This is a genomic window from Algoriphagus halophilus (assembly GCF_041729275.1).
GTDB lineage: Bacteria > Bacteroidota > Bacteroidia > Cytophagales > Cyclobacteriaceae > Algoriphagus > Algoriphagus halophilus_A.
The window spans coordinates 4080386-4106761 of sequence record NZ_CP146486.1 but is presented as its reverse complement, the minus strand read 5'-3'; the positions used below and the strand labels follow the sequence as shown (position 1 = coordinate 4106761).

Annotated in this window: 25 protein-coding genes and 1 pseudogene; 10 read left to right on the top strand and 16 right to left on the bottom strand. The window is 39.3% G+C overall.

All coding sequences use genetic code 11. From position 1 onward, the window contains the following. Positions 1-34 precede the first annotated feature (34 nt). From V8V91_RS22015 to V8V91_RS21990, 6 genes are all read right to left on the bottom strand, one after another. The gene (locus tag V8V91_RS22015; RefSeq protein ID WP_373397233.1) at positions 35-397 is read right to left on the bottom strand and encodes a hypothetical protein; all 363 of its coding nucleotides are present in this window, start codon (positions 395-397) and stop codon (positions 35-37) included. Continuing rightward, complete coding sequence (locus V8V91_RS22010) at positions 357-1772, bottom strand: restriction endonuclease subunit S (protein ID WP_373397232.1); 1416 nt, start codon at positions 1770-1772, stop codon at positions 357-359. The genes V8V91_RS22015 and V8V91_RS22010 overlap by 41 nt, the downstream gene beginning before the upstream one ends. Continuing rightward, positions 1765-3363: a class I SAM-dependent DNA methyltransferase gene (locus tag V8V91_RS22005; RefSeq protein ID WP_373397231.1), complete on the bottom strand. Its 1599-nt coding sequence runs from the start codon at positions 3361-3363 to the stop codon at positions 1765-1767. The genes V8V91_RS22010 and V8V91_RS22005 overlap by 8 nt, the downstream gene beginning before the upstream one ends. A 3-nt stretch (positions 3364-3366) precedes the next feature. Beyond that, positions 3367-4146, bottom strand: a complete 780-nt coding sequence (locus V8V91_RS22000; protein WP_373397230.1) for a hypothetical protein — start codon at positions 4144-4146, stop codon at positions 3367-3369. Next, on the bottom strand, positions 4113-6437 hold the full coding sequence (locus tag V8V91_RS21995; RefSeq protein ID WP_373397228.1) for a type I restriction endonuclease subunit R: 2325 nt from the start codon (positions 6435-6437) through the stop codon (positions 4113-4115). The genes V8V91_RS22000 and V8V91_RS21995 overlap by 34 nt, the downstream gene beginning before the upstream one ends. A gap of 120 nt (positions 6438-6557) precedes the next feature. Then, positions 6558-8927, bottom strand: coding sequence for a peptide-binding protein (locus tag V8V91_RS21990; protein ID WP_373397227.1), 2370 nt, complete (start codon positions 8925-8927; stop codon positions 6558-6560). A gap of 306 nt (positions 8928-9233) precedes the next feature. Here V8V91_RS21990 and V8V91_RS21985 point away from each other — a divergent pair, with 306 nt between their 5' ends. The 3 genes from V8V91_RS21985 to V8V91_RS21975 all read left to right on the top strand — a co-directional run bounded on the left by V8V91_RS21985 (position 9234) and on the right by V8V91_RS21975 (position 10974). Continuing rightward, a complete protein-coding gene (locus V8V91_RS21985; protein WP_373397226.1) occupies positions 9234-9815 on the top strand; it encodes a hypothetical protein in 582 nt (193 codons plus the stop codon). Positions 9816-10229: 414 nt separating this feature from the next. Then, entirely contained in the window at positions 10230-10835 is a 606-nt protein-coding gene (locus V8V91_RS21980) for an N-acetylmuramoyl-L-alanine amidase-like domain-containing protein (RefSeq protein ID WP_373397224.1), read from the top strand. Continuing rightward, positions 10747-10974, top strand: a complete 228-nt coding sequence (locus V8V91_RS21975; RefSeq protein ID WP_373397222.1) for an N-acetylmuramoyl-L-alanine amidase-like domain-containing protein — start codon at positions 10747-10749, stop codon at positions 10972-10974. Before V8V91_RS21980 ends, V8V91_RS21975 begins: the two co-directional genes overlap by 89 nt. A gap of 69 nt (positions 10975-11043) precedes the next feature. Here V8V91_RS21975 and V8V91_RS21970 read toward each other — a convergent pair whose 3' ends face one another. After that, positions 11044-12669, bottom strand: a complete 1626-nt coding sequence (locus tag V8V91_RS21970; protein WP_373397221.1) for a tetratricopeptide repeat protein — start codon at positions 12667-12669, stop codon at positions 11044-11046. Between the two features lie 12 nt (positions 12670-12681). Here V8V91_RS21970 and V8V91_RS21965 point away from each other — a divergent pair, with 12 nt between their 5' ends. After that, positions 12682-12924 (top strand): hypothetical protein, encoded by a 243-nt coding sequence (locus V8V91_RS21965; protein WP_373397220.1) that lies wholly within the window; start codon positions 12682-12684, stop codon positions 12922-12924. On the opposite strand, the gene V8V91_RS21960 is transcribed toward V8V91_RS21965, so the two are convergent. The 9 genes and pseudogenes from V8V91_RS21960 to V8V91_RS21920 form a co-directional block, all read right to left on the bottom strand. Beyond that, positions 12894-13748, bottom strand: coding sequence for a DUF4184 family protein (locus V8V91_RS21960; RefSeq protein ID WP_373397219.1), 855 nt, complete (start codon positions 13746-13748; stop codon positions 12894-12896). The two genes, V8V91_RS21965 and V8V91_RS21960, sit on opposite strands and share 31 nt — an antisense overlap. A gap of 10 nt (positions 13749-13758) precedes the next feature. Further along, entirely contained in the window at positions 13759-13968 is a 210-nt protein-coding gene (locus tag V8V91_RS21955) for a response regulator (protein WP_373397217.1), read from the bottom strand. Positions 13969-13976: 8 nt separating this feature from the next. Next, positions 13977-14144: a hypothetical protein gene (locus tag V8V91_RS21950; RefSeq protein ID WP_373397216.1), complete on the bottom strand. Its 168-nt coding sequence runs from the start codon at positions 14142-14144 to the stop codon at positions 13977-13979. Positions 14145-14274: 130 nt separating this feature from the next. Continuing rightward, a complete protein-coding gene (locus tag V8V91_RS21945) occupies positions 14275-15306 on the bottom strand; it encodes a response regulator (RefSeq protein ID WP_373397215.1) in 1032 nt (343 codons plus the stop codon). Positions 15307-15314: 8 nt separating this feature from the next. Next, positions 15315-17852 carry a PAS domain S-box protein gene (locus V8V91_RS21940; RefSeq protein WP_373397214.1) on the bottom strand — a complete coding sequence of 846 codons (2538 nt, stop codon included), beginning with the start codon at positions 17850-17852 and terminating at the stop codon, positions 15315-15317. A 14-nt stretch (positions 17853-17866) separates the two neighbouring features. Then, positions 17867-18106, bottom strand: a complete 240-nt coding sequence (locus tag V8V91_RS21935; RefSeq protein WP_373400859.1) for a hypothetical protein — start codon at positions 18104-18106, stop codon at positions 17867-17869. Further along, entirely contained in the window at positions 18024-18353 is a 330-nt protein-coding gene (locus V8V91_RS21930; RefSeq protein ID WP_373397213.1) for a hypothetical protein, read from the bottom strand. Before V8V91_RS21930 ends, V8V91_RS21935 begins: the two co-directional genes overlap by 83 nt. After that, positions 18350-18892, bottom strand: coding sequence for a heme NO-binding domain-containing protein (locus tag V8V91_RS21925; RefSeq protein ID WP_373397212.1), 543 nt, complete (start codon positions 18890-18892; stop codon positions 18350-18352). Before V8V91_RS21925 ends, V8V91_RS21930 begins: the two co-directional genes overlap by 4 nt. A gap of 140 nt (positions 18893-19032) precedes the next feature. Beyond that, a pseudogene (locus tag V8V91_RS21920) lies at positions 19033-20382 on the bottom strand (sigma-54-dependent transcriptional regulator). Positions 20383-20746: 364 nt separating this feature from the next. Between V8V91_RS21920 and V8V91_RS21915 the strand changes: the two are divergent. The 6 genes from V8V91_RS21915 to V8V91_RS21890 all read left to right on the top strand — a co-directional run bounded on the left by V8V91_RS21915 (position 20747) and on the right by V8V91_RS21890 (position 26375). Continuing rightward, positions 20747-21310: a glycosyltransferase gene (locus tag V8V91_RS21915; RefSeq protein ID WP_373397211.1), complete on the top strand. Its 564-nt coding sequence runs from the start codon at positions 20747-20749 to the stop codon at positions 21308-21310. A 140-nt stretch (positions 21311-21450) separates the two neighbouring features. Beyond that, positions 21451-21756: a sugar phosphate nucleotidyltransferase gene (locus tag V8V91_RS21910; RefSeq protein WP_373397210.1), complete on the top strand. Its 306-nt coding sequence runs from the start codon at positions 21451-21453 to the stop codon at positions 21754-21756. After that, on the top strand, positions 21732-22535 hold the full coding sequence (locus V8V91_RS21905; protein WP_373397208.1) for a mannose-1-phosphate guanylyltransferase: 804 nt from the start codon (positions 21732-21734) through the stop codon (positions 22533-22535). The genes V8V91_RS21910 and V8V91_RS21905 overlap by 25 nt, the downstream gene beginning before the upstream one ends. A 17-nt stretch (positions 22536-22552) precedes the next feature. After that, a complete protein-coding gene (locus tag V8V91_RS21900) occupies positions 22553-24331 on the top strand; it encodes a hypothetical protein (protein WP_373397207.1) in 1779 nt (592 codons plus the stop codon). Beyond that, complete coding sequence (locus V8V91_RS21895; RefSeq protein WP_373397206.1) at positions 24328-25560, top strand: hypothetical protein; 1233 nt, start codon at positions 24328-24330, stop codon at positions 25558-25560. Before V8V91_RS21900 ends, V8V91_RS21895 begins: the two co-directional genes overlap by 4 nt. Further along, positions 25557-26375: a hypothetical protein gene (locus V8V91_RS21890; RefSeq protein ID WP_373397205.1), complete on the top strand. Its 819-nt coding sequence runs from the start codon at positions 25557-25559 to the stop codon at positions 26373-26375. Before V8V91_RS21895 ends, V8V91_RS21890 begins: the two co-directional genes overlap by 4 nt. Position 26376: the final 1 nt, after the last annotated feature.

The window sequence follows — 26376 nt, the reverse complement described above, 5'->3', positions numbered from 1 at the left end:
TTTCAATTCAACTTTCAAATGGCTTGACATAGGCTTACAAAGCCACATCATCTTTGGAAATCTTTGATTTCAATCTTTTTCTCTTTTGATCTTGCAAATTTTGTTCGATTCCCGTAATTCCACCTTCAAATATCCCATCTATTAAAAAATTGGCAGAATTCCTCTCAAGATTATCCCCAGGAGAATATGCTTTTGCTTCATCTTTGTCCTTCACAAATTCTGAATTAAAAGATTCAATATAAAATTTGTAAAATCGATTAAAAAGAGTGTTTTGAGAGATCTTCTTGTCTTTATTCTCTCTAAATGAATCAAAGAAATCTGAAAATTTGACTGCAGCTTTATTCTTTCCTTTTTCGTTATATTTTCTTAGAATAATAGAATAGGAATTTAATTTCAAAGTATGTCCTTTTGCCATCTTTATCTTTTTTTATTGATATAACTCCCCTCTCCTCCGCCACCATCCCAAGCTTTTCCTTCACTATTTCTTCCGCATCTGCCACCGTCACCTGCCCATTCATCAGCATCGGCAATAGCCAATCTCGAAGAGATGCTAGTTCTTGGTTTTGAACAGTTGTTTCATTTATTCTATTAGCTATTGTTTTATAAAATGACTCAAATTTATTTAGGAGGTTTGCTGGAGGTATTTCAGTTTTATACCATTTCATTCCATCTAAATTCAAATGAAGTACAATTGTTCCAGATGCAAACCACTTAATATAATTATGATAATGGTCTGTATTAAAAAGCATCATTAGATATGTCTTTGTTAATTTTTCATTAGGAATAACTTTAGCAACATCCATTGAGAAAACTAATTCTTTAAAGTAATTAGGAACTAAAATCGCTTTTCCAATAATATCAGCATTTCTTGTTACATCGGTAATAGCAATAAGTAGATCCCCCTCAAGAATCAAATTTTTATCCTGATATTTTCCTGAAAAATATTTTGTTCCATCTGATTTAAAAGTACCATCTAGGTTAAAAGAATTAAGATTAATCATTGGGATTCCGTCTGAACCAATTTCTGAACTCCTATAGGATATTCCTCTATTCACATCAAGCAATTCACCTAATTCTTTCACCTCCCACCCCTCTGGAATCTCCCTCTTCAACTCCTTATTCCAGACCATTTTCCCGCCAGAACTTTTATAAGGCTTGCCGTCTTTATCTGGAAAATCAAACTGCACAAACCAATACTCATAGATCAACTTCGCCATCGCCTCCAACTCAGCATTGATACGGTTGTTGAGCTCGATTTTATCGTCTAAAGCTGAAAGAAAAGAGGCGATTTTTTGTTGGGCCCCAATATCATGAATATCTAACTCCAAAGCCTTGAAATTTGTCGTAGCCTGAGCTAAAGCGGGAACCCCTACATGATTTTTAAAGGACAAAAGCTTCGCTTGGCCATACTTACTTTTCATTAGGTACGAAAAGTATATCGGATCTATTTCTTTTTTAAACCTAACTCTAAATTGACTTTGAGAAATTACATACTTTTCAAATTTAGAATCATAAGGAATATACGCTACTTGCCCTAGAGTTCCTCGATGGGTTATAACTATATCCCCTCGTCTTGCAATTGCTTTCCCGAAGGAATTCCCTTTCTCCTCCGAAACATATTTAAAGCCATCCTCTACAAGTTTGTGACTAGTTAAATTTGAGCCATTAAGGACAGGCATACCTTCATTAATGAAATTCTCGACCTTAATATCGGAACCGAAAGGCCCCATTGATATTTCCTCAATAAATTTTCCAAGCTTTATCTTACTCATACCTAAGCCCTTTCAATTGCTTTTGAATAACTCCATCTAATAGCTTTCCATCAGAAAACAATCCACTTAGTCTATCCTCAAAGCCACTTAGTTTTTCCTGAAACTCTTCTGCGGTGATATCCACATATTCTATTTTGACCTCAAAGTATTGCCCAGCCGAGAAGGAATAGTTTTTCTCCTGAACTTCATTTTTACTGACTACTACTGAAAGGTCTTCTACCGCTTCTTTTGAATTGAATACCTCAATAATCTGGCGCTCTTCATCTCTAGATAGTACTGTTCGCTGGTTTTTCCCCTCTTTTACAGTCTGCCCAAGCTTGGATGCATCCATGAGCACGATTTGCTCTGTTCCAGCTTTTTTGTCTATGATGATTACAGACACATTGGTTCCTGTACTGGCGAAAATATTGCTCGGCATACTGACCACACCTCGAAGCCATCCTTTATCGATCAATCGCTGCCGTATCTTTTTCTCTATCCCACTCTGAGCGGTAATAAATCCTGTAGGCACCACGATGGCTGCCTTTCCAGAATCATTTAAACTACCCATAATATGCTGGATAAATAGTAGGTAGATTGCCATAGACTCTTTCTTCGCCTTTGGCACCTTTGGAATGCCCGCAAAGAAGTTGTCTTTGAACCTATCCTTCTCCAGATCATCCCTGAAATCAGAAAAATCCAGCTTAAATGGAGGATTAGAAACGATATAATCAAAGGTCTGCTTTTCCCAATAAAAAGGTTGCGCAATGGTATTGGTCTTAATTACATTGGGGATACTATGCGTCAGATTATTCAGGATCAGATTCAGTCTCAGCATGGTACTGGACTTTTGGGAAATATCCTCTGAAAATATCGTACACTTATCCTCGCCGATTTGATGCGCCAAAGACATCAAAAGTGAGCCTGAGCCCACACTTGGATCATAGCATTTTCCTTTGCCTATATTTTCAGGATCTACCAGAATATTGGCAATGATCCTCGCTACAGCATTCGGAGTATAGTATTCCGCATATTTGCCTCCCGAATCGGAGTTGTAGTCTTTGATCAGATACTCAAAGATATCCTTAAAGAAATCGTACTTCTCCTCAAAGTAATCCTCAAAACTCTCCTCAAAACTAAATTCAAAGAGCTTATTGATCAAAGCCCTGCAAAAATCACCTCTCTGGGAAGAATCTGAGATATATTGGCTCAGTTCATCGAACAGTTTATCCTTTGCTCCGGAAAAAGATTTGATAGAGAAAATTCCTGAATTTTCCACAGAGATATCCCGCAGAGTGTCGTCAAAGGTTTTGCCGAAATCATCGGTGTTTTGGGTATTATGCAGATGCGCAATCAGTTGATGGGATTTCAATTTAGGCACATTCTCGTCCAGCAAATCCATCAACAATTCCTCATCTACCTCCTTACCAAGTTGTTGCTTTTTCTTCTTTACTTCATATCGGAATTTGTCGTTCAAGAATTTGTATAAAAACACCTGAGAGATAATCTTAAATTCATTGCCATCATTCCCCAAGCCGTAGTTGGCACAGACACTCTTCAGGTTATCGATGAGTTGCTTGGTTTTGGTGGTATAGGTAATATCCTGAGTCATTTTTTATATTCTAGCTTGGTACAATTGAAAATATTCCTTCGCGATCAGGGTACTGATATTTCTTCTTGTCCCGGTATCTAAATTTAATTTTTCATCCACTACGAATTTTTCTGAGACGAGACGCACTAAATAGCGATCAAACAATTCTTCATTGTGCAAATAGTCCTCCTGCCCTTCCAGCCTATCGTCCACCTCTTTTTTGACAAGCATTAAGGCTCTATGCAATTGCATCTCCTTGGCACTGAGACTTCCCTTTTCTGTCAGTCTTTTATGGATTCTGGCATATTTCTCATCATTGCCGTATTTGGCTTTGAGTAAAGCATTCTTTCGGTTCAGTTCTTTGGCCTGCTCATGGATTTTGCGAAGCAAAGGTAAGTTTTCTACCAGATCTGCCTGAGTGGTTTCGGTCAAATTTTTCTTCTTAAAAATCCGCTCTAATTCCTCTCTGAGGTTTACAAATACCGGGTCGTTTTGATCAAAATTATTTTGCAAAGCTTCCCTAGTCTTTCTCAATTGCTCCTTGAGTTCATCAGCTAACTTCAACTCTTCTTCCCCTACTTTGATAAACTGAAAAACGATCTCCTCCAAAGCTGCATTAAGCAAGTTTTGATTAGCTTCCTCGTTTCCAATATTTTCTATAAAGTTGAGATTGTCTAATCTATTTTGAGCTTCGATCAATAGGCGATTGAGCACCTCAAAGTCCACCAGTTCCCCAAGTCCCTCATAGCCCTGAAGGGCAATCAAATTTTTCAGCTCTTTGGCAGTGCGTAAGGCTTTGACCAAAGCCAGCAATTCTTTTTATCGGTAATTTGGCTGATCTGCTGGGAAAAGAGCTCACGATTTTCAGTATCAAAATGAAATAGAGTCTCCTGGATTCCATTAATCTCAGTTCGAATTTCCTCTTCAGTCTTGAATAAATTGGAATACATTTCCATTTCATCTCCCAATTGATCCTGAAGTTCCTCGAAATAAAGCCGATTTGTTCTGTCAAAAGCTGAGGAGATATCCGCAAAGTCAACTACATATCCATAGTGGTATTTTTTATAAGGTCGATTGACTCTTGTCAAAGTTTGCAACAAATTGTGATCTTGAATTACTCTTGCCAAATAGAGCTTCTTCAACCGCTTTGCATCAAAGCCAGTCAATAGCATGTTGTAAACAAACAGAATATCAACCCGCCCAAACTTATAGGCTTTGATCAAATCCTTTCGAATATTCTTGTCATTCTCATCGTGTAGGATCAAGGCAGCATTCAACTTTTTCCGCTTTCTTTTTCCGTAAGGAAGAGAGGGTTCAGCGGCCACAGGTAGATTTTCTACACTTATTTCCTGTTCTCCATATTGCTCCTCAAATAACTGAAACAACATTTTAGCTTGCTTGGAGGAATCACAGACCACCAATCCTCCCAGCGTCTCATCTTGCCAAAAATCTCTAAAGTCAATCAGATCTTTAGTAATGTAATCCAGCAAACCTTTTGCAAATTTCGGTTGGGCATAAACATCCGAAGCTTTAATATCACCTTTGAGAAGTTTGATCTCCTCCATCATCTCCTTCATCTCTAGCTTGAAACTTCCCTCGATTTCCTCTCGGATCAATCTCAACGTATAGCCATCAGCTATGGAGCGGTTGTAATAATACTTATGGATATAGTTACCAAACAACAATCGGGAATCATACTCTTTTGCTACTTCACGAAGCAATGGAGTTCCAGTCAAAGCAATGATAACTGCCTTTCGATCTGAATTGATCAAATTGGCTAGGTAATTTCCTTTTGGATTATAGCTTCGGTGTGCTTCATCCAGGAAGAATACCCTTTGGGTCTGTATATCGTAATCCGGTATTGCTACAGCAGTAGCATTCTCTGTGAATTTTTGAATATTGACTACCGTGATTTCAGGTTTACCACTATCATTGTGAAGAGCTCCAACGACCTGAAGATCCTTTATAAAATCCTGACGGGAATTCACTGGATTTACTTTCAGACCTCGATTTGAAAATTCAGCACTTGCTTGAATTAATAAATCAATCCGATCTACTATGAAGTAAAATTTAGGAATCACATTTTGCTTTTGATAGTAATCCCTCAGATGCTTCACATTAAAAAAGGCTAATGCAGTTTTTCCAGACCCCTGTGTATGCCAGATAATCCCTTTCTGTTTGCCTTCTTCCAGTCTTGCTGCAATGGCCTTGGTGGCAAAGATCTGGGGATAGCGCATGATATGCTTTTCTAATCCTTTTTCTTCCTCCACATAAGCAATGGCATAGCGCAAAATAAAAGCTAGTCGCTCTTTGCTAAACATGGAACTTAAAATCCTATTTGTAGGAGAATTTTCGCTTTTATTGGTCTTGAATTCGGGACTATGTTTTACAACTAGCAGATTGTTGTCTTTCAGGACAAAATTCTCTTGCTCTTCCGAAATATCTCCCAGTTTTTGTCTGACGGGGTAATCATCATCCTCCCTGAAATAATTGAATTTCAAATCCGAATATGCTGATGTGGCATAGAAAGCTCCAAATACAGGTTCTACAATTCCGTCTTCGTACTCCATGTTATTGGAGAATATCATCAACTGGGTAATATTCGCAAAACGTCTGAAATATTTGTTTTTAAAGCGGGAATTGATCCGGCTTCTTTCAGCAATCACACCCTCTTTGTTATGCGGCTTTTTTACTTCCACAAAAGCCAAAGGCATTCCATTGATTAAGACTGTGATATCAGGCCGAAATTCCTCTTCATTATTCTTACAAGTAAGCTCAGTAGTTACATGAAAACTATTATTATCAAAGTTTTTGAAGTCGATCAGTTTAATTCCAGAGGTAGCAGTTAGCCTTTGATAAAATTTTCTTCCCAAATCTTCATAATCTAGTTCCAAAGTCAATTCATCCAATAAGCGAATGATATCATCTTCCGATATCCCAGGATTGATTCGAAGTAGACTTTCAATAAAAATCGGTTCAAAAATATTGGTCTCTTCCCTTCGATTTTGCTGACTTTGAGGAATATAGACATATCCCAATCGTATAAAATGTAAAATCGCCGGGATTTTAACCCTAGAATCTTCGTTAAAAGCCATCTAAAATAAAACTGTAAAAAGTAAGAATTCATCAATATGGGGAATTCCAGCAATTTTGACAAGGTGATTTTAAACTAAAGGCTATAGGATATTCACACTTCCCGATATCAATCACTTTCATTAAAAAACTACCTCAACCAACGCCTGATTCCTCCAAACTTTAAGTTCTATTCTTCCTTTCCAAAGGTTCCCTTTCTCCAGTTTCCTAAGTGTTAACACCTTGTCCACTGGCTCTCCCCAGCACTCCAGAATCACATCTCCTACTTGCAGCGTATTTTGAACTCCTCCTTTGGGGACTTCCAAAACCAGCACTCCCGAAATTTCATTGACCCCAGCTGCCGATTGTTCGCCCAAGGTCTCCATATTCTTGACCTTAAACCCTCGCCACTCTTCAATTTCAGCCATTCCATCTAAGCGCTCTGTAAACAGATCCGGTATTTTTGGGGAATCAGCTAAATCCTGCAGCTTCTTAGAGGCTACTCCAAACTGATCCATTGGAAAGTTTTCAAAACCTATTGAGGATTGAACCGGAGATCCTTCTTCTATTCTAAAATCTCCTTCCTCCGGATTCATAAAATCAGGTTCTCCAAATTCTCCGCTTTGCTCTATTCCGAACTCCCTGCTTTTCATCAAATCCATTTCAGAGGTGAAAAAATTCTCATCTACCTTGTCTCCCCAGAAGTTTACCCCGATCTGCTTATGAGAAGTCATTACGATATTTCTTGTAAAAACATCATGGCTGTTTTCAAACCAAACATGGGGATGGAAACCATTATTCAAGGTGATATTATTATATACGGTTCTATAAAACCCTTCCCGAAGTTTTATCCCGCCACTTAAGCAAAGGTTGTTATAAATCTCGTAATTACTGGACCCATCGTCCAGATCAATATCCCAACCATGATCACAATGGAATCGGTTATTTCGTATGATGGTGGTTTTGATGGCATCCAACTTAATCCAATCCGGATGTCTCTCAACAAGCTCATTCATAGTACCTCGATTAGGATGCCAAAAGCGATCTCTTCCCCAAGAATTAAAGGCCCCATGATCCCCAGTTTCCATGACGGTGTTGAAGACATCATTGTATTCAATAATATGTCCGCCCCAAGCACCATCTCCTATATTAATTCCTGCCCTGGGAACATTGTATATGGTGTTGTGAATGATATGCAAATCCATTGCCATCTCAATCTGTACACCAGCCACCTGTTTTTCAATCAATCCTATATCCCTGATCAGATTATCCGCCACTAGTGAATTAGCAGGATACTCCTCTGTCTTTGGACCTGGAACAGTATCCATTTCCTTTTCTGGAACAAACTCATGGTAATTAAAAGAAGGTGAACGAACGGCCTCTGGATTGCCTACAAAACTGATTGCACTCCCTCCAATTTCTTCAATCAAATTCCCCCGGATGGAAGCCTTTCGGTTATAATTGCTTATAAAAACCGCATTCCCACCTAAATCCCGAAAAGTGTTTTTTTCAAGATGGATGTTTTCTGTTCCATCGAGCAGTATTGCACCATTTCGATATATGGTCCAATCACTCCGCATCAAGGGCTCTTCAGTCTTCATAAATGTAGGAGCAGTTTGGGTGAATAGAATATCTTTGATCTGGATGTGATGAACAGGATTACCTCCATTTCCTTTGAAAGAAATCAAGTTTTCCAGAACTCCAACTTCCACTTGTTGGATATCTTCAATGGCCTGTCCCTCTTCTGGAAAATAATACAACATGCCTTCTTCTCGATCTAAATACCATTCATGTGGGCTGTCCAATTCTTCGAAAATATTTTCCACAAATCGAAATTTGGAATGCAATCCACTTTCCCGGTTATTTTGCCAACCTCCTTCATAAATCAGGCTATCTTTCCCGACCTTACCGATAATTTCATAATGCATTCCTCCCCACCTTCCCTGATGCAGGGCATGGATAAATCCTCCCTCTGGGTCTCTCCAACTTGCAATCCGTTCCTTGGACAAGGCATCTTCTGCAAACCCATGGAAAGGTAGGATTTCTGCCTGGTAATTGGGATAACGAGCGCGAATCTGCTTTTTCCCATTTAGATAAAGGGAAGAAAATTCCAATCCTTTAGGGACTTTGGCCACCCAAAAAGACCCTTGATTTTTCCAGGTTAGGTCCAGCGATTTCCCTCCGCTAATAATTACCTTCTCCCCATTTTTTGCTTGAATTACATAGGGTGTATCCTCCGTACCGGATTCATTGGCATCAAAGACCAAAGGTTCTTCCAGGTAATAAGTCCCGCCATTGATTATTAAGGAAACTCCTTCATCTGGGTTTTCCGATTTTAACTTTTTGATCTGTTCCTTAGCATGCAAAATACTGGCAAAAGGCAATGCTTCTGTCCCAGGATTACTATCCTTTCCATCTGTAGCAACATAATACTGGGTTTGAGCAGTACTGAAATATTGAAAGGTAAAAAATAAAAAGATGGCAAAAGATGCCTTGATTAAAATCGTTCTCATAGGGGTTCGCTGAATATGCTGCAAAATATTCTGATTTACTCCGGCAACCAAAAACCCACTGAAATACAGTCTCAAATATCGAAAAAAATAGTACTCAAATTCATAAAATATTCCTCTAGACCTATTGCAACAAATCTGAATTTTTTACTAATTCGCTGGCTAATTTTAGACGTATAATATTTTAGTTCATCAAGTTTAAAGATGGTATAAGTAGGTTACTAAATGCTAAAAAGCAAATCAGCAAATAACTGATTATAAGTTGATTAAAGCTTAAAAATTTCTACTTCTCTAAAATGTTATTCTAAAATGAAAAAATTATTTACACTTTGTCAGTTGACAATCCTATTGATTTCTGTGGATGCTTTTTCACAGGAGTCACCTTCTCCTTTTTTAGCCAAATTTCTTATCGAAGGAGGTTTGGAATATGGAGGTGATGAAATTCTAAAAATCTTCTTTACAAATGGAGAAGATCAAGTCATGAGAGCCGGTCAAGGAGGTACTATTGCAGTCGGTGGACAGTTTGAATTTTCTGAAATAGACAAGTTACTTGTTCGAACAACCATTGGCTTCAAGTACAACACAACCGCAGCTGAAAATGCTAATATTAGGCTGACTAGAATTCCTTTAACCCTAGTTCCTTATTGGAAAATAAATAATAATTTTAGATTAGGTGTTGGTATAACTTCACACCAAGGGGTCAAATTTAAAGGGGATGGATTTGTCTCTGACATCCAATTCAAAAGTACTATTGGCCCAAGAGTTGAATTTGGTTACAAGTGGTTTGCATTAACCTATACTGCCATCAACTACAAAACACCCCTTGAAGAAACCTTTTCTGCAAGTTCAGTTGGCCTTTCTCTTTCTGCTGCACTACCTGAAAGAAGGTAATTCCATGCATATTATTTATACTGCTTTTTATCACCTTGCTTCAAATTCTGAAAAAAACTGAATAAAAAACACCCCCTCTATTGATGGATAAATGTTAGCAAAAAGCCTCATTTCGTCAGGATTTGAGGCTTTTTCATTATTATCTCTCTAGCACCTATCATTTTTTTTACTAGTTAAAATCACTTTTACTGGGAGAAAAAAGGTGAATGGAAAAAAGGTTATAGCAATTGCCTTTGATTCAATCCCTACTATCAAATATTGGACTAATCATTGCAAATCAATTATCTTCATTCCATCATTTACTTTGATTTGTTTATGCGAAGTCTATTTCTCGTTTTTTTTCTAATTTACTCACTTTTCACTAAAGCCCAAACCGTTTGCTCATTGGAGAGTCGGGAAAAACTAGAAGGTTTTTTGGATAAACTTTCAGAAAGTAAATATTCTAATAAATCGCCAAATGAGCTGAATATTGAGATCGGTCAATGGTTTTTAGAAACTCCTTATGTGGAGAAAACTTTAGAACTTCCCGGAAACGAAAAGCTTGTTGTTAATCTTACGGGTCTTGATTGTACCACATTCTTAGAGACGGTTGTAACTTTTACCAGATTAGCTGAAAACAGCGATTTTACCTTTGAAGCTTTTGAGCAAAAACTGGAAGAACTCCGCTACCGTGAAGGTAAAAACCAAGGCTACCCTTCTCGCCTTCACTATTTTTCGGATTGGATTTTTGATAACCAGGAGAAGGGAATCATCACTGATGTGACGGCAGAGGTGGGTGGCACACCTTATCCTAATCAGCCAACTTTTATGTCTGAAAACCCTCAATTTTATCCTCAGTTAAGTGATTCTAAAAACTTGGATGAAATCAAAATCACGGAAGCCATGATCCAAAAAGGGGTATTATTTTATTCCAAAAACCGAGATCAGCAGATTGGAGAAGGAAATCCAATCAGGGGATCTAATTGCTATCACGACTTCCATGTCAAATCTGGACGTTGTCCATACGGGTTTTGCAATTGAGAAAAACGGAAGAATCCATTTGCTGCATGCCAGCTCTAAAAATCAAGAAGTGGAGATTTCTGAGAAACCCCTCAGCGATTATTTGGCTGGGAATAAATCCCAATCAGGAATCATGGTAGCAAGATTGGTAGCCCCATGAAAAAAGCCCTCCCCTCTGAGATAAATCCCAGAAAGGAAGGGCGGGGGTGATTAGAGCAACTTTCTCACTCTACTTAAAGTTTTTAGATACTTTCATGGTGAAGTATTGAAATTTATATCCTGTTCCAGAAGAAGCAGCCACATTGGAAAACTGTCCATTGAGGCCTAAATCAAACCCATTAACTCTGTAATTCAGTTCTGCTTGGGCTCTGAATGAAGGGGCTAATGGTTGTTTTTCGATTTGTTGGAAACCTCCGGCAGCTTGTATTTTGAAAGCCATTTTAGAAACCAAAGGCATGGGTGTGCTATAATCCACAAATACCTCTGCACTCATAAAGCGATCCGGCGCGAAATACAAGGTGGTTTCAGAATTACGATAGCTCAAGGCAGAAAAGTTTACCCCTGTTTTTAGGGTAGGCTCTGTTCTTAGCAGTCGATAGATTGATCCAAAAAACTGGATTCTGGAATTCTGATCATTGAGCATCCCGTAACTTCCTTGAGAATAAAACCCGGTTTTCCCGCCAAACATCAGGTGGGTTACATACCCTAGGTTTTGACTTCTGATATTCTTGCCTAAGAGGTCTGCAGTGAAGTTCAACAGGTCGGACCCATAGGTGACCCCAAACATCCGGCGATCATTGGGCTGGAACTTGGTTTCAAATTTCCCGGTAATTCCCATGAAAGAATCTTCGGCCCCGGGTTTCACTTGCTGAACCATCATTTCACCACTACTCTGCCAAGCTTGACTCCAATTGATACTAGCAGCCCCCGCTAAAAAACTGGAATTGGTAACCTGCCCTTCGGGAGCTTTGACCTGACTTGCCCCAGCCCTAAATCCGATTTGTACTGGAGCGTTTCTTGGATTCTGCCAAAAAGCAGCCTGTTCAGTTCTTGTGTTTTTAGCTACGTCTGCAAAAAACCCGAGGGAGACTCCCACTGTTTGGACAGACCGATCACTGATCAATCCATTCAATTTCTGGAGTTGAGAAGCGGAAAGTTCAGTTTCGTATTTCTTAAGAATATGATCTGCTTTCTTCCATTGTTTCTTACCGATCAAAACCTCTGCATATTCTTGGATGTAAGGAGCTTTCGGAAATTGTTGGACCAGGGAATCGTAATAGGCTAGCCCATAGGAATAATTTCCTGCGGTGGTATACAATCTGGCTTTCATCACCAAGGATTGGTCCGGATCTACCAATTGCGTATTCTCAGAAAGGAAAGCTTCCGCTTCCTTGGTTTTGATATTCCAAAGAAGTGCATTGAAGTAATTAACCGTGGCACTTTTGTTTTTGGAATCTTGACTCCAAGCGGTAAATGCTGCTTCCAAAGCTTTGGAAGGCTTTTTACTCATGAACAAGGCGTAAGAAAGATTGATTTTGACAATGGTGGATTCAAAGTCCAATGGAATCAATTGATGGAATACCTCTACAGCTTTGGGAAAATCCTGGTTTTGCAAACAAAGATCTCCTTTGAATAACAGAATCTGTGCATCGGCTGGATGGTGAAGCAGGATGCTATCCAATTGACTAATCGCCTCCCCATATTTTTCTGCTGCTCTCAATTCACTTGCTTTCTGGATAAACTGTTCTCTAAGAGCTGGATCAAAAGGCTTTTCCTGTCCATTTGCGGCAATCGGAATAAAAATTAATCCCAAAAAGCCTATAAGTTTAAGAGGAGTATTGATATATTTCTTCAAACTCTTGCAAACATGGAAATACAGATCAGCAACTTTTCTATAACTGGAAACGAAAAACCCGCCTTGAAAGTGGAGGTGATCGGTGAGGCTAAAGGCAGTGCTACCGAATCCCTGAGAGGTAAATTGCCCGATATACTTTCGAATGAGGCTGATCTCGTCTATTTGGATATCCGAGGGTTGACTGATAATGACCTGGGTTTCGTCAACGAGGTAATTCACATTCATTACACGCTGGCCGAACAATCCAAAAATTGATTTTGCTTTATCAAAAGGGATCTGCTTTTGAACCCTGGATCAACACTTCCGGAATTGACAAATTCGTGGAGCTTGCGATCACGGTTTGAGCTTCTATTTCCTGCCAGTAGGTAGCCTATTGACGCGAAGATGACTCCATAAATAAAAGCCCCTACTCCCATCATAAATACATCCCAAAAGGAGATAAATTCAGGATAGAATAACATTCGGAATAGGACTGCCAAACCAAATCCTAGGAAGGTAATCTTCCAAAATCTACGTTTTTTGGCGTTTTTAAAGTCTAGTACAATCAAGACCTCTAACTGGGTTAGGGAATAAAGAACCCAAACCAGCCCAAGGAAGCTGAAGGCATACTGCAAGAAATCGTACATCGGAATCTCTAACAGTCCATCCCCTAATGTTTCTTGAAATACGGGAAATAGCTCCACCATCCATCCATCGTAATGCGTCATTCCATCCAAACTCAAATGGGTAAGGATCCCCAGAAGCATGGAGCACAAAATTCCTATCCAGTTTGTTTTCAGTGAGCTCAACCAATTCAATCCCAGGTATTGGATGGTTCTGGATTGAATCCACACGGGTGAAGCTTTAACTAATGGGATTTTAATCAGGCAATGAAAGATCAATGCCATCATAAACGCTACCGGTAGGTCAAAAAGCAAAATACCTTTCAGTGTATGCCCAATATTTTCATTTAATTTTAGCTGAAGGTAAAACTCCAAATCAGGCACGATACTCCCGATGACCAACCCTGTTTGAGAAAGGCGGTTGGAAGTATTTGAAAAAGGAAGAATTGCAGCTGGATGTGAAAACGTAAAGGGCATGATGATGGGATTAGGCTACTTGAGAAGATTGGAAATTGGAAACCAGCTCCGTCACCAATTCCTCAGTGACTGTAGTTTTGAGTAGATATTCTACGGAACCAAATTCCATGGCTGCAATCGCCACTTCCAGGTTTTCCAATGCTGTACAAAAGATCACTTCGATGCCAGGGTAGTACCCTTTCACTTCCTGAAGGATATCCAATCCATTGGAGTTTTCCATTTGGTAGTCTAAAAAACCAATGCTGGGTTGAGATGGATATTTTTTAGACAGCTTTGTCCATCTTCAAAGGTGTGGATTTTGGTAAACCCGATCTTCTGAAGAATCTGTTTTAAGACTTCAGTCCAAAAGGGATCGTCATCAACAATAAAGGCAGGTAAGATTTTAATATTTTTCATCTTTTTCTTGTTTCCTACCTCTTATTCCAATTTGAGACCAAAACAAAAAAGTGCCTTAGAACGACTCTAAGGCACTTTTTTAAAACTTCAATTCCTGTTTACGGAATTTAATTCCATATTTTGGAAACCCTTAATTTGGCTTTATTCCTTTCTTTTCTCCCAAATCCATGGAAACCCAATCAAGGACTTCTTTTAAATGCTTCATCAAATAATTCATTCTTTCAGAATTCTGTTGCTCCAAAACCTGAGTTTCAATTTCACTCAGTTCATCTGCCACTTCGTGAACTCTCAACATTTTTATGGAAGGCTTTATTTTGTGAATCAACTTCTTTACTTCTTCGAAATCGGATCTTTCAAATGCCTGAACAGCCTCATTCATGGAGTTCATCACATTGGTCTGAAATAAAAGGATCATCTTTTCCATAAACTCAACATTTCCCTTGGAAATAGCCTCCAGTTCTGTCAGTGAATAGCGCTCTAAGGGTTCCTTATGATCTTTCTCCAACGCTCTTTCAGCAATTGGCATCCCTTGAAACTGCTGGGAAATGAGATGTAATAATTGCTTTTCCTGAAATGGCTTGGCAAGAAAATCATTCATTCCTTGTGAAAGGTATTTTTCCCGATCACCTTTCATGGCAAAAGCCGTTAAGGCGATAATAGGAATAGCTAACTTCAATTCATTTCTTATCATGTGTGTAGCCATTATCCCGTCCATGACAGGCATTTGGACATCCATCAAAATCAAATCAAAGGAATTAGACTTTACCGCATCAATGGCCTCTTCTCCGTTGTTGGCGGTAAAAATTTCCATTTCATTCTGCTCCAAAATCGTGGATGCCACCAGCCGATTGAATTCATTGTCATCGACGACTAGAATTCTTTTTCCTTTAAGAAGTGACGGCTCTATGGAAATAGGTTGATCTTTCGGTAGGTCCCGCTCTTCTCCTTTTTTGAATTTTAAGACAACAGAGATGATGGACCCAACCCCTTTTTGTGATTCGATCTGCATTGCACCATCCATTAATTGAACCAGTTCTTTGGTAATACTTAGTCCCAGGCCTGTACCCCCATATTTTCTAGTGATGGTGGTATCTTCTTGCACATATTTCTCAAAATTGCTTTTCACAAATGATTCTTCCATGCCTATACCTGTATCAATCACCGTAAACTTCAGTTCTTGTTCATCCTTGGTTTCTGAAAGAAGATGGCATTGAAGGATAACTTTCCCTTATCTGTAAACTTGATGGCGTTAGAGAGGAGATTTAATAAGATTTGATTCACTCTTATTGGATCCCCAATTAATACCTCTTGGATTTTTGAGTCATAGTTTAAAACAGAAAACTCTAATCCCTTACTTTCCGCTTTGGAATTCATCATCCCAAAGACGTGTTCCACAATATTTTTTGGCCTAAACCCAATGGACTCTATGGTCATTTTACCAGCTTCCAATTTTGATAAATCCAAGATATCTTTGATAATTACCATCAGATGACTGGCAGAATTCTGAATCGCTTTGATGTATTTTTCCTGTTGGTCATTGAGATTGGTTTTAGCCAATTGCTCACCCATTCCCACAATAGCATTCATCGGGGTTCTGATCTCATGGCTCATGTTGGCAAAGAAGATTTCTTTGGCTCGTTTGGATTTTTCTGCTTCCTCCCGCTGTCGGATCAATTCTTCCTCCAACCTTTTTTGATCAGTGATATCCAGGTGGATTCCGATAGACCCTATCAATTCATTTTTATCATTATAATTTGGTGCACCACTGATAAACCACCATCGATATTCTCCATTAGGCTTTCGATATTTCAGCTCATAGGAGTCGGAAAGCCCTGTTTTCCTACTTTCAGATTTTTCTATTAGACGCTTTTTATCTGATTCATTTAGTAACAAGTCAATGGCTTTTCTCCCAATCAAATCCTCCAAATCCCAACCTGCCATATTACAAAATGTCTGGTTGGCATGCAGGACATGCTCCTCCAGATCCACCTCCAACAAACCAAGATTCATGTTGGAAATGATATTTCTAAATTTCTCCTCTTGCTGAAACAATCTCAATTCAGATTGCTTTCTTTTCTGTACATTGACCAGCATTTGAGCAAAAACAAACAACAACTCAATTTCTTTATTGGAGTAAGTATGTTGCTTTTTGACTGAATCAAATCCTACAAACCCCAGGAGATCATCCTTAAACATCATAGGAATGGCGATCAGGCTTTTGATGCCTTGAGGCTCTAAGATTTCATAGAGCCCATCCATGCCCTTGCTCTTTAGCAAGGAAACATCCTCTACAGAAAAAGGCTTCCCTTGAGAATGAACTTCATACCATTGTGGCACATATTCCAAAGGAACATCCTGGGTATTGTCAATTTCTTTGGAAACTCCTTCCGCACACCATTCATGCGTACAGGAGCAGGTAAACGCAGAAAGGTTATAGGAGAAAATATAGGCTCGATCCGCATCGACAAACTCCCCTATTCTTTGTAGGGATGCATCAATATTGGAGTCCACCTCATCCAAGTCAATATTGATGTAGGTAGAAGAAATATCAATGAGAATATTTTTGAGCTTTTCCTGATTTTCTAAGAGCGCTTCAGTTTTTTTACGCTCCGTGATATCTACCAAAATCCCATTCATTCGTACGGGCACTCCCTCCTCAACTATCAATTTACCCTTATTCTGAACCCATTTTAGTTTTTGGGAAGGGGTAATAATTCTATATTCTTTCGTGTATTCCTGATTTTCTTTAATTTCCTCGAGAATTTCATCTAAAATATGTAGATCCTCTGGATGGATCGATTTTTCCCACCAAGAGGTGTCTTTCATCAGGGTATCCATATCCAGTTCAAACAGATCCTCAGCGGAAGGGGTAAAGAAAATGCCTTTAAGATCTGGATAACTAACAGACCAAATCACATCCCGAAGTTCGTTCAAAACACTCCCCAGCTTTTTATTCAGGTTGATCAGTTCTTTCTCCGCGGCTTTTTGTTCGGTGATATCAGAATGGGTACCTATGATTTTTAAAGGAAGTCCATTTGAATCTTTCTCGATGACGATTCCTCTGTCCTTTACCCATTTAATGCTCCCATCTTCATGAAGCATTCGGTATTCCAACTGATGGGAAGAGATTTTTCCCAGCCTATAATTTTTGTCATTTTCATTTAATAAATGAAGATCAGGTTCATACACATGACCATACCAAACATCTTCCAAATTGGTAGATGGGTCAAATTTGAGGCCTAGGAAATTTTTTGCCTTATTCGAAAAACTGGTTATTCTGGTCTTGAAGTCGTGTTCCCAGACATTGTCACCAGAAAATTCCAATACTTGACGGAATGTTTGCTCAAATTCCTGTATTTTATTCTTGGATATCTTTTCTTCTGTCACATCCTCTACCAATGTGAAGTAATGTAAAAAGTCTCCTTTTTTATCTAAAATTACTTGACCATTCACCCTGGCCCAAAACCAAGTGCCATCTTTTCTATAGTGCTTTAATTCAACTTTAAAGGGTTCCTTTTTAAAAAAGGACTCCAGCATTCTCTTCAATTCTTCTTTTTGGGTTTCCTCCCCTTTTCCTAATTCAATCGGTGTTTTACCAATCACTTTCTCCCTCTCAAATCCAGTCTGACGAAGATATCCTTCATTGACATAGGTAATAATTCCCTCTTCATTGGTAAAAATGATCCCATCCAAATTGGCACTTGCCACGTAAGAGAGATTTTCTAGCCTTTCTTTTGAAGGGAAATGGTCCCGATCAGTTCCTTGAGATCAGCAGTCACCAATTCCTGATTTTTTATTAAATGCAGCAGGTCTACTAAAGGATCTAAAGGAGCAAAATCTGAGATAGATAAATCATTGGCAACCAATTCCTCTATAGAACTAAACCAAGGTGAACCAAAAAAAGAAGTAGCTCTTTCTCTTCGAAATATTCGAATTGCCCCGGAAAAGCGTTTCCTTTCCATTTTTCAGCTTCAATAAAAATGTTTTAGAGGAACTTTGAGACAAATATTCCACATCAAAATCAGTATCCTTAGGTCTGTTTATTAGAAATAAATCAATTGCTCTTTGTCCTCTTACATCACCTAGCATTTTCCATAGACCTGGACCTATAAATAAGATTTCACCTTCTTTTGACAGCGCAAAATGAAAGGGAAAAGTCCTGTCTAAATGACTTTTTTTGATTTCGATATGGAATTCATTGTTACTCACCAAGCAATTTTAAAAGCTTCATTGGGATGACCATTGTATTTACCAAATATATGAACAATGTCAACTTTAGTTTCAAATAACTTTCCTAAACCTGACAGCAATCCCATGACAAAACCCACTAACCCTTCTCTTTTGGAAAAATAATGTAACACCAATGAGTTTGATTCAATATCTTCCACCTTAAACTCTGGAGGAGTCAATTTGGGATAAATCAACATAATTCGATCATGGAAAAGTGGAAGATTAATCAAAAATTCCTTGAGATTAGCCCCTCCAGCCTTCATTAATCCTCCGTATTTTTCACTTCCGGTCTTGAGAATCCACCATTCTCCAAAAGCAAACAATACTTCATCTACTGTAATATTCAATTCCTCAGCAGCTGCTGTCGCCAATTGGTAGGTAATAGCATCATCATAAGGTTCTGTACTGATAAAATAATCAATATTTATCCCGCTTTTTAGCTTGATCCGTTCCCATTTCTCCTGTCCATAATTGGTGGTGATGAGCTCCTGAATCGACTTATTTACTAACCCATACATAGTTTAACAATTTTATAGGCATCTAATACAGAAAAACTAAGCCAATTCATGAAGCCCTACCAGGAGTTCATATGAACCTGTTTTAAACTAAAAAGTATTTCATTTTTCCGTTTTTTGGAATTTTCTTCCAGATTCTGGAATCATTCAGGATTAACCTCTCCCTCCTGGATCATTTTATAAATGGTGCTTTTTCCAATATCCAATGCTTTGGCAGTTTCTATGACATCCCCCTGATGCTTTTTCAGGTAATGATTGATGATATCGCAGGTATGCTGCCTCAAAGTCTTATTCTCCATCAAGAACATATTTTCCTTTTGAAGGGAAAAAAGCTGATGTCCTTTGCTTTGATTTCCTGCCCGTCAGCCATGACCGAGGCCAACTCAATCACCGCTTTTAGTTCCCGGATATTGCCAGGAAAAGGATATTTCAAAAGCTTTTCCTTGGCATCAGCTGCCAAAGAAAGTGAGGATAATTTATTGGTTTTAACAAAATCATCGATGAAATGCTTCGCCAAAATCAGTACATCAGACCCTCTGTCCCGTAACGGAGGAAGCTCAATCGGCAAGCCCATCACTCTAAAAATAGATCTTCCCGAAAATTCCCCTTTCTGACTTCTTCGGATAAATTTTTATGCGTAGCCGTGATTACTCTAACATCCAATTTTACGGCCTCATTCCCTCCCACCCTAGTAAGCTCTCGCTCCTGGAGTACTCGAAGCAATTTCGATTGGAGGTTTAAATCCATCTCTGCAATTTCATCCAGAAAGATGGTCCCCCTATTGCCTCTTCAAACTTTCCGGTTTTCCGGCTTACTGCTCCCGTAAAGGCCCCCTTTTCATAACCAAAGAGTTCACTTTCTATCAGGTCTTTTGGAATAGCAGCCATATTGACTGCCACAAAGCTTTTCTTTTTCCGATCACTATTATAATGAATGGCTTTGGCCACCACTTCTTTTCCGGTTCCTGTTTCTCCTGTAATTGAAACATTAATATTGGTCTTAACTGCTTTTTCAATCAGAGTAAAAACACCCTTCAACACAGGACTATTTCCCAAAATGGTCTTTTCAAAAGTGTACTTCTGACCCAACTCCTTTTTTAAAGTCTCTACCTCTTTCTTTAAGGATTGATTTTCCCTGATCTTGATGACACTGTTCCAAAGCAAATCTTTTGTTGCATCATCTTTTACCAAATAATCGCTTACTCCAGCTTTTAACAAGCCCACCGCCACACTGATATCTTCTTGAGAACTGATTACCACAACTGGAATCGTAGGATTGAACTCTTTGATTTTTTGAAACAGTTTATCCCCGGGCATATCGGGCAAAGAAAAATCAACCGTAATCAAATCAGGCTTCTCCTGAAGCTTCAATAAACAAGCCTTTGCGGTGGAAAAAAGATGTACCTCATAATCTGGGTTCAAGCTTAGGTGATACTCCAGAATCTGTCCATACCAGGGATCATCCTCAACGATAAATATTTTAAACTGGCTCATAGCATTTCAATAGTCCTTTAAGTTACAAAAAGGTTTAGAAAGAATACAATTTTTGGAATTTATTCCATTTTCTGGAAAGATACGCTTTCTTGAATTCAATAAAATACTGATTATCAATATTTTAACAGTTTGGTTTAAGGTTTGAATAATTGTTGGCACACCGAAAAACAACAAGGATGAAGACTTCACAGAATCAAATACAAAAAAATGGGATCACCGAAATGCTCCAAAGTGCATTGAATTATAAACCGGAGATTCAGCACCAATATGCAATTGTAGTTCCTTGCTACAATGAAGAAAAAGGTTTGCCTATCAGGAGTTCAAAACCTTTGCCCAAAAGCATCCAGAGGTTTTACTCTGTTTGGTGAATGATGGAAGTAAAGACAGAACGCTGGCAGTACTTAGAGGAATCCAGACCGATAGTCCCAGTAATATTGTGGTTTTTGATATGCCCCAAAACGGCGGTAAATCTGAAGCAGTGAGACAGGGGATGTTGTTTGTTCACCAAAATTATGACTCCAAGTTGATCGGTTTTCTAGATGCTGATCTAGCCACACATCCTGATGAATGGTTACAAATGGCTAAATACAAAGAAGCTCATCCAAAGTATGGCGCCATCGTGGGAAGTAGAATCCAGCGATTGGGTGCAGATATCAATCGGGATGACAGCAGATCATTTGTAAGTAACATGATCAAAAAAATCATCAAATTCCTCCTACGAGCCAACTTTCAAGACACTCAGTGTGGAGCTAAAATCTTCCAACGGAACCTGGTACCCTTTTTATTCAAAAATCAGTTTGAAACTCCTTGGCTTTTCGATGTAGAGATCTTTTTGAGACTTCAGCAAAAGTTCGGAAAAACCACCCTTCAAAAGGAGTATTGGAATACCCCCTACTTCAGTGGTCTGAGATTGGAGATTCCAGATTGAAACTGAAAGACACCATCAAAATACCATTACAATTACTAGGTCTTTATTATCACTACCAAATCAAAAGAAAACCAAAGAGCATCCTGACAAACAAACAGTTGAAAGTTGCTTTATCATCCAATTAATAAATCACACAACCCATGAAAAATCAAAATAACTACGTAGCCATCATGGCAGGAGGAGTCGGAAGCAGATTCTGGCCAATGAGTAAAACCAGCTATCCGAAGCAGTTTTTGGATATTTTGAACACTGGCAGAACCTTGATCCAATCCACCTATGACCGCTTTTCACCGTTCATCCCTGAAGAAAACATGTTTGTGGTTACCTCAGCCGAGTATGTTGAAATCGTCAAAGCGCAACTTCCTCAGTTGCCAGAAGAGAACATCGTAGCGGAACCTGAAAGAAAAACACAGCTGCCTGTGTGGCCTACATTTCCTTCAAGCTGAAGAAAATGAATCCCAATGCCAATATGATCGTGGCTCCTAGTGACCACTTGATCGGGGATTTGGAGCTGTTTACCAAAACCTGCAAAAAAGCGTTGGATTACACGGCCAATCATTATGCATTTGTGACGCTAGGTATCAAACCTAATCATCCCAACACTGGCTATGGCTATATTCAATTTGATCAAGAAAAGAGCGAATCCGGAGTTTTCAAAGTCAACAGATTTACAGAAAAACCAGATGTAGCTACTGCTAAGGAATTCCTTTCTGAAGGCAATTACTTGTGGAACTCTGGAATCTTCATCTGGAAAGCAGAGGATATCGTGGGTGCTTTTTGGGAGCATTTCCAATTTATGTACGATTTATTTCAAGAGAAAAATGCTGATCTGAACACCCCAAAAGAAGCTGATGCAATCCTTGAAATCTACGAAAAATGCCCTTCCACTTCCATTGATTATGCGATCATGGAAAAAGCCAACAATGTGTTTTTGATTCCATCTGACTTCACTTGGAATGACTTGGGCACTTGGAACAGCGCCTACGACAATTTCCAAAAAGACGAAGAAATGAATGCCAGTAATAGCAAAAGCACCATTCTGGTAGACAGTAAAGGTTGCTTGGTACATTCCAACGAACAGAAACTAATGGTGATTGGAGGTTTGGAAGACCTGATCATTGTGAATACGCCGGAAGCACTTCTAATCTGCAAGAAAGAAAATGAGCAGCAGATCAAAGAATACGTAGCCAAGGTGAAAGAAGTCAAAGGAGTTTTATACATCTAATCAAACCGATTTAAAAAGTGAAAAATCAAGACCACATGCTTTGGAGTGAATTTCTAGGGAAAAGGCTTCTTTTGGTAGCCTTATCCCTAGGGCTCCTGACTCATGGTATCATTGTGTATTTCACTTTGCCGCAAACTTATGATGCGTATGTACATATGTTTTTTGCGGATCATTATTCCAGATTCTGGTTTGAGCCTTGGGAATACCGTTGGTACACTGGTTTTCTGACCATCAGCTATCCGCCTTTGGTACATCAGTTGATTGCGCTGATCAGTAAAATCTTCCCGCTAAAAATCGCTTTCGCCATCTATGCCATCACCATCTTCGAAGCGTTGATTCTTGGGGTATATCGATTTACCAAGATGTTTTACTCCAAACAGACTGCGGGAGTAGCGGCGATCTTGGCGGTGGTGTTGAGCTCTTTGGTAGAAACTCTTCACGTGTACGGGCAAGTGCCTACCCTCACCGGTCTTGCCTTTTTGTTGAATGCACTTCCTTTCCTGTATCAATACCTCAAAACTTCAGACTGGAGGTATTTGATCATGGCACTTGCATTTATTGCGGTAACTGTAAGCTCTCACCATGTGACGGCCATCTTCGGAATGGTTTTTTTCATCGCTCCAGCAATGCTGATGGCCTTGGTAGATGGCAATCCTGAATTGGGCAAAAAAGTCTATTCGGAAAATTCATTCCCGGGCTTTGGTTCTTGCCTGGAAGAAAAAGAAAGAGATCCTCTTTTTGGATTCTCTACCATTTTCTTGGCCATTGCCTTAATCTTCCCTTACTGGTATTGGAGCCGCACAGACCCAATTACACAGGTCTCTATACCTCATGGATCAAGAGACAATTTTCTAGAAGAAACTAGCTCCGGATTGGTATTTTACATCATTCCTTTGTTATTGATCTTCGCGCTATTACCTGCGATTTCTTTCTTGATCACCAAAAAGAAAAGACATTTAGGCTGGGCAGTTTCCTTCTTTGCCTGTTTGCTATTGGGTAGCGGCGGCACCACTCCTTTGCCGAAAATGCTTTTAGGAGAAAATGCCTTCAATATCCTGACCTTGGACCGGTTCGGTTTCTGGGCATCCATCATTGCGATTCCTTACATCAGCCATTTTTTGGTTTCCTTCATCGGAGGATCCATCAAAAATTATTGGACTGGAAAATATGGAGAAACTTCCCATTTCCTGATTTCCGGATTAAGTGGATTTTCTTACTTACTCTTTATCATTTATATCTTCCACTTGGCAAGTTTCCGCCCTTTGCAACCTAAAGCGGTTGAAATTGAGCCTATCATCAACTTCTTGAACCGGGATGACCACATGCGTTGGAGATACCTGACTCTAGGTTTTGGTGACCAAATGGCCTGGCTTTCATCCAACACCCTGGCTGCGACAATCGATGGTAATTACCACTCTGCAAGAAGACTTCCTGAAATGACTTCCAGGGCTGTAGAGCGATTGGAAAACGCGAAATACCTGATGGAAGATGGAATGGCTTCCTTGAATGATTTCCTTACCCTGGCGGAAAAATACCAACTCAAATATGTGTTCAGCAATGATCGCTACTATGATCCGCTGCTTTTTTATTCAGGATGGAATCGGACTATCCGATTGGAAAACGGAATCATGGTTTGGGAAAAGGGAAATATTTCCACCATCCAACCCATCAAACCAACGGAGTTAAATCCAATACTGAAAAAACTATGGGGAATTCTACCTGTCAGTACCCTAATCGTGGCAATGGGATTAACTTTGGTCTATTTGTTCTACTTCAAAAAACCCAAAATGAATTGATCGCAGAGGAAGAAGTTTCCCTCTATCCCAAAACGATTATTCATACTTCTGCCTGGATTCCATTTATCCTCTTCAGCAGCTTTTTGATCTATCAGATCTACGAATTGCTGTTAATCGATGAGCAAAAAGACCCAGCAACCACCATATACTCTCATTTTAACCATTTGGATTTCCAGCGATTTGAGGACGCATTCCAGTTTTTCAAACCTGGACCCGCCTATAGTTTGGACCAATATCTACTTGAAAAATCAGTAAGTGACGGAGGTCTTCTGCCTTCTTTTGCCAAACTGGATCATTTGGAGATTGACACTTTGAAGCTGGAGGAGAATTCGGCAAAAATGAGGATTCATAGCACGTGGAGAACTTCATTGGGTCCAAGAGAAAAGGAGGAAGAAATGAACCTGGAAAAGATTGAAAACAAATGGTTCATCCTTCCCCCACAGTTTGAACTGGAAATTCCGGAAGAGCAGGTGATCACCTATACCTATACCCTATTTAAAAAAATGGGGAAACGCGTGGTCAGCAGTTTTCCAACTGTCAAAGACGATCGAATCAAAAAACCATTTGCAGGTTTTTATCAAGCAAACCTGGTTCAGGTGGGCGAAGAATTGAACCTCACTGGAGAATTGATCAATGCGGACAACATTCCGGTTACGCTCGCCTTGAAAGCCATACTCACCTATGAAAATGACAGCATAGCCAGCTTTTTCCCACAACGGAAAATCCATTACAACTTGGCTCCAAAAGCTTCCACTTGGTTTGAGATCCCTTTGGGTTTACAAGCGCTATCAGGAGATGCAAAAATCAAATCCATTTCATTGGAATTGGAAACTGACATCAGCGAGCGAGGCTATATCCGGGGAGGAGAACTTACTTACAAAGTTCTGTCAGAAAGCTCTCAAACTTCCCTTTTCGAAGCGGCTATGAAAAATCCTTTTACAAATGAAATCACTATCCCAGGAGTTTTGATTTCGGAAAAGGATTCTCTAGGTAGAATTGTTCAAGTGGATCTTTGGACTTATCCAAAATCTATCCGAAGTGGTCTGGAAGCTTCTTTTGAGATTCCTTTCCAAAAAATTGCAAGTAAATCCAACGTCTTAAACCAGATCCCAATTCAGTTAAAAATAAATGGTCAAGACCGTCAATTGCTTGAAAATCAAACTACATCCAAGGAAAGCATCAGCTTCTTGCCGCATTGCTTTTTGTCCCAAGAAATCTACTTACAATGAAAAGAACATCTTATATCCTCTTCTTGGTTTTGGTGCTTTTTGCTTGTCAACAAGAACCTGTGAGCCAACCTATAGTTTTAAACTCACAGGCTATCTATGTGGTCAACCAAGATAGTTTGACTTTTGAGGTTAAGGGAGAAAACTGGACTGCTTGGGTTCAAACTCCTGTTCAGGTATTCTATCCTGCATTGACCCAGCAAAACAGCCAATTGACTGTTCATCTTACTTCAAAAGAAGGTGTAATTGAAGGTCCGGCTTTTGTCACACTTCAGGCAGCAGCCCAGCAGTTTAATTTTCCGATTTATCTTAAAAACCCGGCTTCTAAAATTCAATTAGAGGATTTGAGAAGTCCCAAGACTGTCAACACGGATTCATCGATGATCCAACAGCAAATTTTGTATGCTTTTGACGGGTCTGGGAATCTGACAGAACTGGAGGAAGGTAAGTATTTCCAAGAAAACTACCTGGAATTAGCTCCGAAAACAGGCACATTTAAAGGAATTACCAGCACAGCTGTATCCAGTTTTTATGTGGATCCAGGAACAGTCAAAACGATTCCTTTGACCTATTTCTCAGATCCCATTAACCAAACGGTAACGATCAAGGCTGGCCCTTTACTGGATCAATTTGAAAACACTGTTTCCAATGGAACGCTCGTCATTTTCTCCTTGGAAAAAGCAGGAGAAAAGAAACTAATAGAAGGAGTAGTGCAGGATGCTTATAGTCAATTTACTCTTCCGGTATCGGAAACTAGAAATAGCAGTATCACTGCAAGAATTGCCCATATCACCTCTCAAACTTTAACGCTCGATTAAT

Excerpts from the sequence above, each read along its gene's own strand:
- V8V91_RS21965 (WP_373397220.1), top strand. The coding sequence starts at position 12,682 with ATGGAAATACAGATCAGCAACTTTTCTATAACTGGAAACGAAAAACCC.
- V8V91_RS21985 (WP_373397226.1), top strand. The coding sequence starts at position 9,234 with ATGAAAAAATTATTTACACTTTGTCAGTTGACAATCCTATTGATTTCT.
- V8V91_RS22010 (WP_373397232.1), bottom strand. The coding sequence starts at position 1,772 with ATGAGTAAGATAAAGCTTGGAAAATTTATTGAGGAAATATCAATGGGG.
- V8V91_RS21955 (WP_373397217.1), bottom strand. The coding sequence starts at position 13,968 with ATGGAAAACTCCAATGGATTGGATATCCTTCAGGAAGTGAAAGGGTAC.
- V8V91_RS21950 (WP_373397216.1), bottom strand. The coding sequence starts at position 14,144 with ATGAAAAATATTAAAATCTTACCTGCCTTTATTGTTGATGACGATCCC.
- V8V91_RS21925 (WP_373397212.1), bottom strand. The coding sequence starts at position 18,892 with ATGTATGGGTTAGTAAATAAGTCGATTCAGGAGCTCATCACCACCAAT.
- V8V91_RS21960 (WP_373397219.1), bottom strand. The coding sequence starts at position 13,748 with ATGCCCTTTACGTTTTCACATCCAGCTGCAATTCTTCCTTTTTCAAAT.
- V8V91_RS21910 (WP_373397210.1), top strand. The coding sequence starts at position 21,451 with ATGAAAAATCAAAATAACTACGTAGCCATCATGGCAGGAGGAGTCGGA.
- V8V91_RS21995 (WP_373397228.1), bottom strand. The coding sequence starts at position 6,437 with ATGGCTTTTAACGAAGATTCTAGGGTTAAAATCCCGGCGATTTTACAT.
- V8V91_RS21890 (WP_373397205.1), top strand. The coding sequence starts at position 25,557 with ATGAAAAGAACATCTTATATCCTCTTCTTGGTTTTGGTGCTTTTTGCT.
- V8V91_RS21935 (WP_373400859.1), bottom strand. The coding sequence starts at position 18,106 with ATGGAAAGGAAACGCTTTTCCGGGGCAATTCGAATATTTCGAAGAGAA.
- V8V91_RS21990 (WP_373397227.1), bottom strand. The coding sequence starts at position 8,927 with ATGAGAACGATTTTAATCAAGGCATCTTTTGCCATCTTTTTATTTTTT.
- V8V91_RS22005 (WP_373397231.1), bottom strand. The coding sequence starts at position 3,363 with ATGACTCAGGATATTACCTATACCACCAAAACCAAGCAACTCATCGAT.